This window comes from uncultured Paraglaciecola sp. (genome assembly GCF_913058035.1).
In the GTDB taxonomy this organism is placed as follows: domain Bacteria; phylum Pseudomonadota; class Gammaproteobacteria; order Enterobacterales; family Alteromonadaceae; genus Paraglaciecola.
In genome coordinates, this window is record NZ_CAJXPA010000011.1 from 1 (window position 1) to 15,146 (window position 15,146).

The window sequence follows — 15,146 nt, forward strand, 5'->3', positions numbered from 1 at the left end:
ACAAACCAAACTAGTTTAAGTTTTACCTACTAGTTCCAGATCTTCACCAGTAAATACGAGGTAGCTGCGGGGTGTGTGGGCTGCTCTGATAATTTGAACTATGAACTATGAACTATAAAAAGCTGTTCTGTAATTTCCATATTTTGTAATGATAATTTATAGGTGATGTTCAATATATGATTATTGCTTAGTACTTAAATATCCAAAGAGACAAACCATCATGTCCAATCCTGATATCACATCTATAATTCCCATATTTATTACCTTATGCCTGTCAATCAGTTCTCGCAATGTGGTGATTGGGTTGTTTGCAGGTGTAGTCAGCGCCGTGGTCATGCTGGTAGGGTTCAATCCCTTGGATGTCATGACAACACTGGTTAAAGAACATTTAGTGGACACCTTAAGTGACAGTTATAATGCAGGAGTCATTGTGCTGTTAGTTTTTATTGGGGGGTTTGTGGCTCTGATGGAAAAATCTGGAGGTGGTCCAGCTTTTGCGCTAACTATAGTGCGCCATATAAGTAGCAGAGGACATGCACAATTAGCCGCGTGGTGTGGGGGTATTTTTGTTTTTTACTCTGACTTGGGCACACCTCTTATTGTTGGTCCTGTATTTCGCCCCTTATTTGACAAGCTTAAGATTTCACGACAAAAACTGGCGTTTATTGTGGACTCGACTGCTTCACCCGTTGCTATTTTATTACCCTTTATCGGTTGGGGTATTTATATCATCAGCCTAATACAAAAAGAGTTTGATGGATTAGAGCAAAATATATCAGCTTGGCATAGTTTTATTCACGCCATACCCTTTCAATTTTATGCAATTCTGGCCATCTTCATTGTGCCAGTGCTTATTTATGCGGGTCTGGATTTTGGTCCCATGGCCAAGGCAGAAAAAGCTGCAAACCTTGCTATAGAGCAAACCATAATTGAAAGTAATACTAACAATGAGCAGGCTTTTACCCATAGCAAAGCTCGGTCTTCATTTGTGTTTATTCCTTTGCTGATCATGGCTACTGTATTGTGTGCAACTCTACTTCCGTTGGGTTTCCCCTTTGAAGAAGTTGCAGGATCGACTTTCCGTGCGGCCTTAACCAGTGCTTATTTCTTTGCCGCAGTCACTTTAATGTTAATGATGGCATACTACGGGGTTAGAACAGTAACTGAAGGAATTAGCATATATGTCCAAGGCATGGGCAACATGATGCAGGTAGCAATAGTGCTTATTTTAGCTTGGACATTCAGTGGACTAGGTAATGAACTAGGAACAGCGACTTATATTGCTGAGCGAGCCCAAGAAGGCCTTCCCTATTGGTTATTGCCAGCTGTGGCATTTATGTTGTCTGGTATTATTTCTTTTAGCACAGGCTCGTCGTGGGGTACTTTTGCCATTATGTTTCCTTTAATGATCCCTACAGCCTTCGCCGTAGAAGCTTCTCTAGTTGTCAGTATTGGTGCCGTCCTATCTGGAGGGCTGTTTGGTGATCACTGTTCACCCATTTCAGAAACTACAATACTATCCTCTACTGGTTCAGGGTGTCATCAGTTTGAACACTTTAGGACTCAGTTACCTTATGCGTCAATCAATGGTGGTATTGCCCTATGTTGCTTCATTTTTGCAGGTTTTCACCCTAATACATACTGGATATTTTTTGCACTATTAGTGCAAATTGCAATTTTTTACCTTTGTGCCAAAACAAGGACATTAAAATTGAAAAATTCGTAAGGTATATGAAATCGTTAATCTAACTGTATTCATATCGTGCAAAATCATAGGGCTGTGGAGTGTCATATCTGATGTTACGTTAACATTGGCATTTAAATGGTTATGGCCAATCATGTTATGTTGGCATAAGAGATGAATCAGCATGTTGGAGCACACAAAATTTATGTGCTTCATTTAAAGTCGACTTCCATGTCGAGTTGTTTAGTCAGCTAAAGTTTTATTCCAAAAAGTCCCATCTTAAATCTGATGTAACCAGTCCAATAGATATTAACCTGTGTTCCTCATACCTACTGCTATTCCTGCTATTGTCACCATCATGGCGCGTTCTAAAGTTGCGTCGTGTTCTTTATCATCTAATAGTCTTATCCTTTTAAGGAGTTCGATTTGTAGATAGTGCAAGGGTTGAAGGTAACTGGCACGAATATTCATGGATATTGAACCTTTCGGGTCGCTTTCCATTACGGTTTTTTGGTCAAGCAATTTAAGTAATAACTCAATACTTTGTTGTAACTCGGTTCGTAATGCATCGCCAAAATGTCTGAGTTCCTCAGGTACTAGACTTTGATCGTATTCTTGACTGATTTTTGGGTCGGCCTTAGCAAAAACCATGTCTAACATGGACAGGCGCGAATAAAAAAATGGCCAGTTAGTTAACATGTCTTGAATAGTATCTTTTTTACCAGCATCTAAAGAACTTTGTACAGCCTTCATCACTCCTAGCCAAGAGGGCAATACCATGCGAGTTTGAGCCCACGCAAATATCCAAGGGATAGCACGTAAACTCTCAATGCCGCCTGTGGGTTTACGTTTAGCAGGACGACTGCCAAGTGGCAATTTACCTAATTCTTGTTCTGGTGTGGCCACACGAAAGTAAGGTACAAAGTTCTCATCATGTCTAACAATTTGACGGTAATTATCGCGTCCATCTGCAGCCATTTTTATCATCGCTTCGCGCCATTCTTTTTTGGGAGCTGGCGGTGGTAAAATTAGTGCTTCTAATATCGCACTAGCGTACATAGCTAAGCTGCGCTGCGCTAAAATAGGCATACCGAATTTATAACGAATGGTTTCTCCTTGTTCGGTGACTCTAAAACCGCCAGTTAATGAGCCTGGTGGTTGTGAAAGTATCGCTGCGTGTGCGGGTAAACCACCACGCCCAATAGTACCGCCTCGTCCATGAAATAGTGTAAGCCCGATATCGTTTTCTGCGGCTAGGGCGACTAGGGCTTCTTGTGACTCATACTGGGCCCAACCAGCAGCCATTGCACCAGCATCTTTAGCCGAGTCTGAGTAGCCAATCATCACATATTGATGGCCCTGAATATATCCTCGATACCAACCAATAGAAAATAGTTTTTTGGTCACACTAGCAGCAGCATTTAAGTCGTCTAATGTCTCAAACAAAGGGGCCACAGGCATCGGCCATGTTACGCCTAGTTCTTTGAGTAATAAATTTACACTCAAAACGTCTGAAGGCAAACTAGCCATAGAGATGATATAAATACCAAAGCCGTCTTTACCGTTTTGGGCAATGACTTTACAGGTGTCTAGCACTTCCTGTACATCTTCACTAGGTTGCCATGCTGGCGGGAATAATGGTCGTTTTGAACCTAACTCTCTTAGTAAAAAAGCCTGTTTATCATCTTCACTCCACTGTCCGTAATCACCTAAGCCTAAGTGACGTGTCAGTTCAGAAAATACATTTGCGTGCCTTTCTGAGTCTTGGCGAACGTCCAATTTCAGTAAATGTACGCCAAAACAATGAACCCTGCGGATAGTGTTTTGTAGATGCCCTTGAGCTATTACAGACATACCACATGTCTGTAATGAGTGATAACAAGCCATTAAAGGAGCCAGTAATTGTTCTTTGTTGTCAACCCAGTCAGTCATATCGACAGGTAAACCTTTTAGCTTGTCGATTATGCCTACTTGTGTTTTGATTAATTTGTCTAAAAGCGGTCTTAAAACTGCACGATAAGGTTCTAGTTCATCGCCTACCTGAGCCCTGAGAGTTTCATCGCAATCGCTCATTGATAACTCTGTTTGCAAAATATCAATGTCTTTGGCAAAAAGCTTGGCAGCACGTTTGCGTGCTAAAAGTAAGACTTGTTCCGTCACTTTTGACGTAACGAAAGGATTACCATCTCTATCGCCACCCATCCATGAACCAAATTTTACAGGTGATACATCTAAGGGAATGGCTAAACCAAATTTGTCGACAAAACGTTTATCTAATTCACGAATAAAGTCGGGTACGGCTTCCCATAGTGAGTTCTCAATGACTGAAAATCCCCACCGCGCTTCGTCAACAGGAGTCGGCCTAATAGTTCGTATTTCTTCGGTGTGCCAAGCTTGACTAATTAGTTCAGCAATGCGGGTTTCAACCTTGTCTCGCTCTACTTCATTAATGTCTGATACATGCACTTTACTAAGACATTCGGCAAGCTCGCTGTGTTTGTGGATCAATGTTCGACGAGTCACTTCTGTTGGGTGAGCAGTCAATACCAATTCAATATTTAAGTGTTCCAAGGCTTTTTCAAACGTATCAGCCTTGATACCTGCTTGATCTAAATGACTAAACAAAGTGTCGATAGGGTCAACTTGATCATTATTACTATTGAATTCTTGCTCGGCAATATTGGCTAAATTTAAAAATTGGGAAAAAGCTCTACCTACTGTAAGTAGCTCATCATTTTTCAATTCAGTAAATAGTTGCTTAACACGTTTGGCACATTCTTCATCACCTTGATGGGCTTTTCGACCGTCCTTCCTAACAGCTTCAATTCTCTCTAACCACTGCTCACCTAGCTGATCACGTATGGTGTCACCTAATACAGTCCCTAAATTACGTACTGTTCCTATTAACTGAGAATCCAAAACCTGTGACATATACGTCTCCATAATTGATAAAATACTGAATATAAGATACTTAGATGTAAACTATTTGTCTAAGTAAATAGGGCTATTAATCATTCCTAAATGTGTTTATTGAAGTGATTTATCTATATACTTGCGTGCTTTTACAGCAATAGTGTCAAAAGCTTTTTTAGAAAAAGAAAGTGAACGGCATGTCAGGAGCCAAAGTGTCAGAAAAATTTACCAGCATAGAAACACAAGCAAGTTACGGTATTGGTCTACAGATGGGCGAACAGCTGCGCGCTAACCCTTTCGAGGGTTTAGATATCGCAGCAGTGCAAGAAGGTCTTGCCGATGCGTTTAATAATCAACCTGCTCAGGTTGATAACGATACTTTGCGTGCTGCATTCAATGAGATACATGAAATCATGCAAGCAGCTAAATCAGTCGAATTTGCAGAAGTCATTACTCAAGGCGAAGAGTATTTAGCACAAAATGCTGAACGTGAAGAAATTACAGTGACTGAAAGTGGCCTTCAATATGAAGTCGTTAGTCAAGGCGAAGGCGAAGTGCCAACTTTGAATTCAACTGTACGTGTGCACTATCATGGCACCTTATTAGATGGAAGTGTATTTGATAGTTCTTATGACCGTGGTCAGCCTGCTGAATTTCCAGTAAGTGGCGTGATCAAAGGTTGGACTGAAGCACTTCAGTTTATGAAAACAGGTACTAAGTTGAAATTGCATGTTCCAGCCGAGCTAGCCTACGGTGAACAGGGTGCAGGAGGCGCGATTGGCCCCCACAGCACACTAGTATTTGATGTTGAATTACTCGATATCATTTCTTAGTTATTAATTTGTAAATGCTAAGGCCGGTTTCCGGCCTTTTTTGTCGCTTTTATTTAGATTATTGATTATTTGAAAAAAAATCCGGGTGTTTCTAGCACTATTTTTGCTTAATGATCTAAACATCAACCAACAGACTATCTGTTGGAATGAGCCGTTTCGCTATGATTGGGTGGGGTATAAATAGTATTCAACCAAATGATGATTGTTGTTAGATATCGATGCGACTGATGAACAAACAGAAAATACCTACCACGAAGGTAAATTGCCATGTCAGGCATCTTAGTCACGAATGCTTTAAGTAAATAACTAAAGCGCAAGAATCAATAGACAAGTATTAAAACATGCGTCGAACAAGCATCAGTAACATCAGATTGTTAAAAAGAAAAATACGGCTACCGGAAATAATTTTGCATCGGTATTCTATTGAGTATTGTATTCTTTAATAAGTTACCGATATTTCTAAAAATTGAAGTCATATGACCGAGGGAGAATCAATGTATAACTGTAACATTGTGGTAATTGATGATGATATTAATATTCTTGAAATGGTCCAGCTCATTCTTGAAGAGGTAATATCAGGTGAAATTTATGTTTTTTCTGATAGCAAACAAGCCTTAGATTATGTGAAAAGTGACAGTATGAACAATATTTCATTAGTGATATGTGATTGGTTAATGCCGGAAGTCACTGGTTTAGAAATACTCGCCGCACTTCGAAAGTCTAAATCACATTGTCCATTTTTGATGTTAACCGCCAGCGCAACCAAACAGTTGGTTGTTGATGCTATGCGCTTAGGCGCAACTGACTTTAGTGTTAAACCTTTGCACACTCATGACCTGATCAATAAAGTTGAGCGACTTATCCTCGATGCAGATGGCGAATAAAGACGTTTCTCATTTTCTCTAGCCTTTTAATTTAAGCGATACTATTTATGAATTTTGACAAAATTATCGACAGAACATCCAGTTATGCACTCAAATGGGAAAGATACAAAGGCCGCGACATCTTGCCTATGTGGATTGCAGATACAGAATTTAGATGTGCCGAACCTATTTTAGACGCTCTTAAAGAACGAACAGAGCATGGTTTGATGGGGTATACCCTGCCCAATGACCATGTAACAGCGAATCAAGCCGTTGTAGATTGGTTAGCGCGCCAATATGATTGGAATATTTCAGCAGACTGGATCGTGTGGACACCTGGTGTAGTGCCTGCATTTAATGTGGCCTGTAAGGCAGTTTGTCAGCCTGGTGATAAGGTGTTGATCCAAACACCTAATTATCCACCACTTATCGCTGCCCCAAAACTAAATGACTTAGTTAAAGTTGACATAGGCACAGTAGAAGTTGACGGTCGTTTGATTATTGACTTTGATGACTTTGAAAAACAAGCAACCGATCCTGCGTGTAAGCTGTTCATAATGTGTAATCCAATGAACCCAGTTGGGACTGTACTCACTTCACAAGAATTACAACGTATCGCTGATATTTGCATTAATAACAATGTGATGCTGTGTTCAGATGAAATTCATTGCGACATTATTCTAGATGAAAATGCCAAACATATTCCGGCAGGAAAATTAGCAGGTTTTAAGGGACAAGCCATCACGCTTATGGCTGCAAGTAAAACCTTTAATGTGGCAGGCTTAGGTACGTCTTTTGCGATTATTGAAGATTCTGTTGTTAGACACAAGTTTAACGTTGCAGCTAAAGGCATGGTGCCATGGGTAACTGTTTTAGGCTTAGCTGCCACGCAAGCTGCTTTTACGCAGTGTGATGATTGGCATCAGGCATTTTTACAATATCTACGAGGTAATAGAGATTTTTTGGTTGCCGAAATCGCTAAAATTAGCGGGCTGAAATTGCTGACTCCTCAAGCAACATTTTTAGCTTGGATTGATGCTAGTGGCTTAGGAGTTGAAAATCCTCAAAAACACTTTGAGGATTTAGGTGTTGGTCCATCTCCTGGTGCAGATTTTGGCGACAAAAGTTGCGTGCGTATCAACTTCGGTTGCCCGCGCTCTGAATTAGAGCGCGCCATTGAATTAATTAAAGCAGGATGCCTTAATCTTAAAAACTAACTTTAGCACCTAGTACAAACGAGCGAGCAGGTAAGGGTGCATCATCTTTTAGAAATGAGCTGTGCACTCTTGCTAATTCGTTGGTTAAGTTATTAGCTTTCAGATAAAACTTCATGTCGGTGTCATCTAGGCTTAAGTAATAATTAAAAGCGGCAGAAACTAATGTATAACCATCGGTTTGTGTCTCAAAGTCAGCAATCTTATCCTGCTTTGAATAATATGTAGCGCCGAGTTCTGCATGCCAATTACCCTGTTCCCAATGAAACTCTGTTCCAAAACGCATTGAGGGTATTCTAGGTAAATTAGTATTTTCAACATCACTGTTAGTCAATTTTGCTCGAGTAAAGTCGGTAAAGGCACTAACGCGTAGGTTATCATTTAGATGCCAATCAACCTCTGCTTCAAAGCCATAAAGCTTGGCGTCTTGCTGATTAAATACATATACAGGCAAACCTTCCTCTTCATGTTCTTCGTCATCATGCCCTTCGGCTTCTAGTTCTTCGCCTGCGTGTTCTTCTTCGTTCTCATGAAACTCTAATCCAGTATTTTGCTGGAATAAGTAGTTATCAATTTGGTTATAAAAAACACTAAAGTTGGCATGTAAATGTTCAGTTTGCACCCGATAGGTCAAATCCAAATTATTAGATACTTCCTTCTTGGTCTCCTGATTAGACTGTAAAAGAGTAAATTCCAAATCATTAGGATCACTGTCATCTATTACCAGATCAAAACCTGCACCTACTTCGAAGGTCGATGTGCTTATATGAATACCATTTGAAAAAATTTCAGCTGATGAAGGCGCGCGTTCAGAGTGTGCATAATTAACTGCGAAAGATTGGTCTTCATCCACTTGATATACAAAGCCTGCTGAAAGGCTATTTGCTGTATAACTCACCTCGTCAAAATCAGCATTGACCTCGCTATTAGTGAAAAAAGCATTGTCAGGTTTGTGAGAAACATGTTCGAGCCTAGCACCTAACTGCCATAAAAAGTTGCCAATTGTTTTTTCTTCGAGCACAAATAAGGCGTTACTGATGCTTTCAGTTGAGGGAGTGAAAGCTTCTTCACCAACAGCAGAAAAGTCAGAGTTTTTGTAATGTAAACCCACTACACCTTGCCAACCACCTACGGCGGCATGTTTTGCCCATAAGCGCGATTCAAGAGAGTCATTTTTAAAAGTGGTACCTACTTCGCCTCCTTCAATTTCACTATGTTGATACTCCGTATATGCGTTATGCCAATGTGCTTCTGTGAACCAACCAGATAGATTTTTCCAATCGACAACCGATTGAAAGCGATCTTGTTTCATACGTGCAAAGACGGCTTCCTCTTCTTCCATCTCTTCGTCATGTCCTTCTTCGTCATGTCCTTCTTCGTCGTCATGGCCTTCTTCCTCATGCTCATCATGAGCATGGCCTGGTATACCATAATCTGTTTCTAATCTGCCGTAAGCTAGTGATAAGGTAACATCATCACCAATCCAACCTGCGCCTAAAGTAAAGCCTTGAGAATCTATATCTGAATTTTCTAAGGTATCTACTATGTCACCGTCTTCAAGGGTGAAATCAGGAATATCATAATCATCTGATTTTCGGCTAAAAGCATCTAAGTGCCATGCGAATTTGTCTTGTCCGCCATTGATGTCTGTGGATACCGTGCGTTCATTTGACACTGTGTCATGTAAAGCGCTGACTCTTCCATTTAGTCCTTCTTGACGCGTTTTAGGTAAGCGATTATCCACCACATTTACTACACCACCAATTGCCCCACTGCCGTACAGTAAAGTTGATGGGCCACGTAGTACTTCTATTTGAGTTGCCGTAGAAGCTTCTGTGGTAGCAATATGGTCAGGACCCACGCGTGATGCATCGGAGCTATCCATTCCGTTTTGTAATACTTTCACTCTTGGTCCATCTAAACCACGAATAATTGGACTGCTTGCTACAGGTCCAAAGTAAGTACTATTCACTCCTGGTACTGATTTAAGGGTTTCCCCTAATGTAGCACTTTGATTTTTTTCTAATTCTTCACCGCTTAAAATAGAAACCGGTGTGGAAGACTGTAAAACAGAACGACCAAGTGGAGAGGCCGTGATAATCAGTTTCTCAATATCACTTTCATCTTTTTGAGTGGGTTTGTCTTCAGACAAAGCGGGACGACTAGCAATAACGGCTAATATTATTAAGGTGATTTTTGATAGATTAAAAGGCATAAGGCACTAAAAAATAACTGATAAGGTAATGTTATACTATAACATTTACGCGTCAGTGCAATCACTTTTTGAAAAAATCGTCTCAGCTGTTAACCTACAGTATCTTAAAGAGATAGATATTTCTTAGTTACAACAAGGCAAAGGTTAGTCATCTTAGGTTATGCAAAAATTTGAATCACCCGCTCACGCATCACTTCACACATTATGTGAGTCCGAAGAATTATTAAACGTATTACATCCCTATGCCTATATTCAAGGTATCGTTTTCGCAGTTGCAGCAGCACCTGAAATACCTATGCCTGAAAAGTGGTTAGCTTGGTCGATTAAGACCAGTAATCGACTGACTAGCACTGAACAAGCTGATAATCTCACAGATATTTTGATGAAAATATTGCAAGTACAGTTAAAAAATATGAGTGAAGAAAAGATAAAACTGCCGATGGGGATCACATTTAATCAGGATGGCCAAAAACAAAGTTCAGTTGCAATGTGGTGTCAAGGTATGCTGTTTGGTCACAGTCAGCTCGAATCAGTCTGGCAACATGCTTGGAATAAAATGCAAGTGACTGAATGCACGCAGGTGCAGCAACTTCAAAAAGACCTAAGCCATTGTCTGTATATGTTCACTACCTTTGCAGATATTCCGTTAGCAATTAAGCAGGCTGATGACAGGGGGAACGATCAGTTATTTAATATATTGCCAAAAATATTTTTGTCTTTTCCTCAGACCCTGAAAACCTATGTAGGATTGTCTGGCAGGTTAGTCGATTTTTTACCTAATCAGTTCGAGACTTTCGAGCAAAAATAAACAACCAATAGCAGCTAAAAGCTAAAGATTTTAACTACACACTAAGACGAATGCCTCACAAGGGCGAATAAAAGCAGGTCAAAGACGCGACGACTAGGTTGAAAAAATAAACGCTGTTATACGTAGTGAAGGCATCTAAAAATTGATCCTCTTCAGGTTTTATTATCTACAGATTCTAACAATCCATTCACTTCTCGTGATTGCTGAAGTCGGTGGAGGATTACTTTTTATTCTTGTTTCGATAAACACTTTTTAATCTGTCATTTTTTAACTCATATTGCCTGTAACTTGTAATTGGCTTCTATCTCCTAATTGGCTTCTATTTTTGATATATTCATATTTACAATGTTGTGTAAGGCGGATATGAAGTAAGGTTAATTTAATTGACAAAATAAAAAATATATAGAGATACACATATGAATAGTTCTACTTGGTACAAGTGGGTTATAACGCTTGTCGTCATATTTTTCACTTTATCTGCGTGTGTAGGTAACAATAAATTAAACACCACAGAGGCAGCAAAAATGGACACTCAGTTGACTGATAAAATGATATATGGCGACTGGGCTTATAATGCAAAAAAGCCAGGTGTAGTCCGCTGGTTAGATGAAGGTGCTAGCTATAGTGCCTTAGAAACTGCGCCAGGTTATGAAGATGCCAAGCTTGAAAAAGATCAATACGGCGACGACATCAGGGTATATGAGGAAATTATTCAATATGATCCTGCTACATCAAAACGTACAGTTCTACTGCCCCTGAAACAACTTATTCCTACAGGTTCTGACAAAGCGTTAGCCATAGATGATTATCAATGGTCTAACGATAAATCGAAGATATTGATTTACACAAATGCTAAATATGTTTGGCGTAAAAAAGACCGTGGTGACTATTGGATACGTGACCTTGATACTGATGATTTATGGCAGCTAGGTGATGTAAAATCTGCGTCAGCAGAAATGATGTTTGGCAAATTTTCACCTGATGGTTTGAAGTTTGCCTATGTATGGAAAAATAATATTTATGTGCAAGATCTTGATTCCCGAGAAGTGCGAGCTCTAACCACTGATGCCTCAAGTTCTGTTATTAATGGTTTATTTGATTGGGCTTATGAAGAAGAGTTTTCTATCCGTGACGGATTTCGTTGGAGCCCTGATAGTCAACGTATTGCTTATTGGCAACTAGATACTCGTGCTGCCAAAGACTTTTTGATTATTAATAATACTGACACCCTATATCCTGTAATAACGGCAATCCCTTATCCGAAAGTAGGTGAAGAAAATGCCGCAGCACGCATTGGTGTTGTCACCCTTGGAAACAGCAACACCCAGTGGATAACACTGCCTGGTGACGCTAAAGATATGTATGTGCCACGCATGGACTGGGCTAACAGCAGTGATCAATTATTAGTTCAGCAGTTTAATCGTAAGCAAGATACCAATACTTTATTTTATGCAGATGCACGTACTGGGAAAATACAGGTACTTTTATCAGAAAAAGAAGACACTTTTATTGAATTGATGATCGAGCCTAAATGGCTTGAAAACTCCAACGACTTTATTTGGCAAAGTGAAAGAGACGGTTGGAAGCATGTCTTCCGGGTGTCAAGAGACGGCAGGACTTACAAAAATCTTACACCAGGTAAGTTCGATGTCACTCAACTCGTTTCTGTTGATGAAAAAAATGGCTGGCTGTATTTTATTGCCTCACCAGAAAATGTGTCCCAACGCTACCTGCAGCGTTCACGCTTAGACGGTAGCGGTGACATGGAGCAAGTTACCCCAAGCAAATTTAACGGTACTAATGGTTATCAAATATCTTCTGATTCGACCTGGGCGATACACACCTACTCGTCTTTCTTGACAGCGCCAGTCTATAGTCTGATTTCGCTACCAGATCACAAGATACATGACGTGCTCGAAGACAACGCTGTTCTAGCTACAAAACTGACTGAATTAAACATTGGTGAACTAGAGTTTTACAGCGTAAAAGCCCAAGATGAATTGCGTTTAGATGGTTACATGTTGCGTCCTGCAACACTAGACAAGAGTAAAAAATATCCATTGATACATTATGTTTACGGAGAGCCAGCAGGGCAAACTGTGCGCGATGTTTGGCAGGGTAACCGGAGTATGTGGCATATAATGATGTCGCAACGTGGTTTTATTGTTTCCTCCGTCGATAATCGTGGGACTGCGGCCCCTAGAGGGCATGACTGGCGGCGTTCTATTTACGCAAGCGATGGTAGTTTAGAAACACAAGATCAGTCAGATGCAATCAACGCAATGTGCGCGCGTTGGGAATATATAGATTGTAACCGAGTAGGTGTTTGGGGCCATTCCGGTGGAGGTTCTTTAACACTTAGCTTAATGTTTCGTTACCCCAAGTTGTTCAAAGTAGGGGTATCTCAAGCACCTGTGCCAGATAAACGTCTATACGATTCCATTTATCAGGAACGTTATTCAGGCCTATTAGAAGATAATGCTGACAACTATGTGGAATTTTCAGCCATTACTCATGCAGCTAAACTAGAAGGTAAGTTATTGCTAGTTCATGGCACAGGTGATGATAATGTGCACTATCAGGGCAGTGAGCGATTAATCAACGAACTAATTAAACACAATAAGCAATTTAGCCTGATGGCTTACCCAAATAGGCGTCATGGGATCGTTGAGGGCGAAGGCACTTCGCTACATTTGAGTACAATGAGATCAGCATACTTTATGAACAATCTCTAAAAGCACCGATTAAGTTGCCACTTCTAGACTTATAGGAGGGCAACTTACTGGTGATCATTTGGTAAATAGCGACTTATTTTTTAGCTTTAGTCTTTAATTCAAAATCAAATTCTTGAGCTGAAATCACTAGTCCTTCTTCATTTTCGCTAGGGAAAACAGCCACTGCTACGTCGTCGTCCTCTAACCCTCTTGTCCAGCGGTCATGCCACGTTTTTAAATCAATTGCTTTGGCTTCGCATGCAGACCAATCACCTGTTGCCCAAGCTTGGGCAAATGTTTCACTTGGCCAAACAGGTGTGCAATCTTCATCTTCGGTGTTGAGCATCACGCAGCCGTCTTGGTCGGTTAATATCCATACTTGTTTATTTAAGATGCACTCTTTTACTAAATAGTTGAGACGTTGTTCTGGTGTAAATTGTGCAATGTTGTCTAGGGTGTCTGACATAAATGATCCAAATATGTATAGCGTGAAAGAAAAAACTAAAGCAAGAGGTTGTTTTAGTTTATCGTTTATTCTAATTCTCAACCATAAATGGAATATTTGCATTACCTACTTTGTTATTTCCACCATGAGCGTAATTGAATAAGCGATATTCACCCACTTCTCTTGGTGCATTAAACGTCATTTCAACATATTCGGGTCGAAAGTCAGATTTGATTACTTTCAATCCCAATACTGCTGGTTTTGCTTCAAAGTGACCCCCTTGACTGCGTGTCTCCACCTCTCTCATCAAGACCCATTCATGAGTCAATAGATCGCCTTCGAGGTCAGTGACTTGAACTTTGACCGTAGCAGTTTGACCAGACTTTAATCGAATATTTTCAATTGCTTGTGTATTGTTGATAGAGATAGCTTCTGATAGAGGAGCACGATTAATCGGATATTGCCCTGTCCATATCCGGGTGAGTTCATCAATATTTGCTGTTTGCTCACCAGACTCATTAAACATACCGTACCAAGTCGGTGTACGTTCTTGTTTCTGACCCCAGAAAAATGCAAATGAACCAATGATTTTGCCTGTTTTATCATCAAGAATAATTTCTTGCATGCGTTTTGCCATGCCTGAAGCTTTGACTGCACTGGGTTCTTCAATTTCCCGACCCCACTCGGTAGTGGGCAATTCCCAATGCCCTAAAGGTCCAAATTCGGTCACCATGTAAGGTTTGTCTACATTACTTTGGGTAATGCTGTCAGGTAATGTGACTAACCCTCCATAACTTTGCACAGATAAAATATCGATATTGGGTGCATATTTTAGAACCTGCGCAATATCTTTAGGGTTAGCTCCTGCAAGACTAAAAGTGGCAGGATGGTTGGGGTCACTCTTATGAATGTAGTCGATGATGTCACCCATAGCGGCATACACCTTGGGGTTGACCTCTTTTAACTTTTCTTTTTCGTCAAATAATAAATTAGGTTCATTGTTAATTACCCAAAGTAGTACGTTAGGATGATGTTTATACTTTTCGATGACATTGGTAACACGTTTAAACTGCTCGGCTACTGCTTCTTTGTCGTTGTAATCAAAACCTAATAATTCTTTACCTGTTGGTATTCCTACTGCAATCATCAGCCCCAGCTTTTTTGCCATGGCTAATTCTTGCTCGATATGAGTTAACTCCCAAGTTCTAAAAGTATTACCTCCCGCCTCTTTTAAGGCCACGATATCTTCATCGTTTGTATAGCCCAAGCCGACTCCTCTTACTTCATAAGGTTGGCCATTGATGGTAAGAGAATATTGATTGTTCTGTTTGACTACTTTAACTACTGACGGGGTTTGAATTGAATTTGTAAAAGGCATGAGTAAGCTGCTTAGAGTTAACTATAATGAGTGGAGTAAACGTGAGATCATAAAAACACTAGTTTCATATTGTATCTAC

10 protein-coding genes are annotated in these 15,146 nt (G+C 40.2%); 6 read left to right on the forward strand and 4 right to left on the reverse strand.

Features of this window, described 5'->3' with window-relative positions; genetic code table 11:
* Positions 1–220 precede the first annotated feature (220 nt).
* Positions 221–1,726: a Na+/H+ antiporter NhaC family protein gene (locus tag QZ562_RS02840; protein WP_293756661.1), complete on the forward strand. Its 1,506-nt coding sequence runs from the start codon at positions 221–223 to the stop codon at positions 1,724–1,726.
* 267 nt (positions 1,727–1,993) lie between these two features.
* On the opposite strand, the gene ppc is transcribed toward QZ562_RS02840, so the two are convergent.
* Complete coding sequence (gene ppc / locus QZ562_RS02845; protein ID WP_293756663.1) at positions 1,994–4,615, reverse strand: phosphoenolpyruvate carboxylase; 2,622 nt, start codon at positions 4,613–4,615, stop codon at positions 1,994–1,996.
* A 194-nt stretch (positions 4,616–4,809) separates the two neighbouring features.
* On the opposite strand from ppc, the gene QZ562_RS02850 reads away from it, so the two are divergent.
* From QZ562_RS02850 to QZ562_RS02860, 3 genes are all read left to right on the forward strand, one after another.
* Positions 4,810–5,430 (forward strand): FKBP-type peptidyl-prolyl cis-trans isomerase, encoded by a 621-nt coding sequence (locus QZ562_RS02850; protein WP_293756666.1) that lies wholly within the window; start codon positions 4,810–4,812, stop codon positions 5,428–5,430.
* A gap of 494 nt (positions 5,431–5,924) precedes the next feature.
* Entirely contained in the window at positions 5,925–6,314 is a 390-nt protein-coding gene (locus tag QZ562_RS02855) for a response regulator (RefSeq protein ID WP_293756669.1), read from the forward strand.
* A 47-nt stretch (positions 6,315–6,361) separates the two neighbouring features.
* Positions 6,362–7,510 carry a PatB family C-S lyase gene (locus QZ562_RS02860; protein ID WP_293756671.1) on the forward strand — a complete coding sequence of 383 codons (1,149 nt, stop codon included), beginning with the start codon at positions 6,362–6,364 and terminating at the stop codon, positions 7,508–7,510.
* On the opposite strand, the gene QZ562_RS02865 is transcribed toward QZ562_RS02860, so the two are convergent.
* Complete coding sequence (locus QZ562_RS02865) at positions 7,500–9,722, reverse strand: TonB-dependent receptor (RefSeq protein WP_293756674.1); 2,223 nt, start codon at positions 9,720–9,722, stop codon at positions 7,500–7,502. The genes QZ562_RS02860 and QZ562_RS02865 overlap by 11 nt on opposite strands.
* Positions 9,723–9,882: 160 nt before the next feature.
* On the opposite strand from QZ562_RS02865, the gene QZ562_RS02870 reads away from it, so the two are divergent.
* Complete coding sequence (locus QZ562_RS02870; protein WP_293756676.1) at positions 9,883–10,530, forward strand: UPF0149 family protein; 648 nt, start codon at positions 9,883–9,885, stop codon at positions 10,528–10,530.
* Positions 10,531–10,946: 416 nt separating this feature from the next.
* Positions 10,947–13,265 carry a S9 family peptidase gene (locus QZ562_RS02875; protein WP_293756678.1) on the forward strand — a complete coding sequence of 773 codons (2,319 nt, stop codon included), beginning with the start codon at positions 10,947–10,949 and terminating at the stop codon, positions 13,263–13,265.
* Positions 13,266–13,338: 73 nt separating this feature from the next.
* Here the strand turns inward: QZ562_RS02875 and QZ562_RS02880 are convergent, their stop codons facing one another.
* On the reverse strand, positions 13,339–13,710 hold the full coding sequence (locus QZ562_RS02880) for a DUF2750 domain-containing protein (RefSeq protein ID WP_293756680.1): 372 nt from the start codon (positions 13,708–13,710) through the stop codon (positions 13,339–13,341).
* Positions 13,711–13,780: 70 nt separating this feature from the next.
* Positions 13,781–15,067, reverse strand: coding sequence for a glycoside hydrolase family 2 TIM barrel-domain containing protein (locus QZ562_RS02885; RefSeq protein WP_293756683.1), 1,287 nt, complete (start codon positions 15,065–15,067; stop codon positions 13,781–13,783).
* Positions 15,068–15,146: the final 79 nt, after the last annotated feature.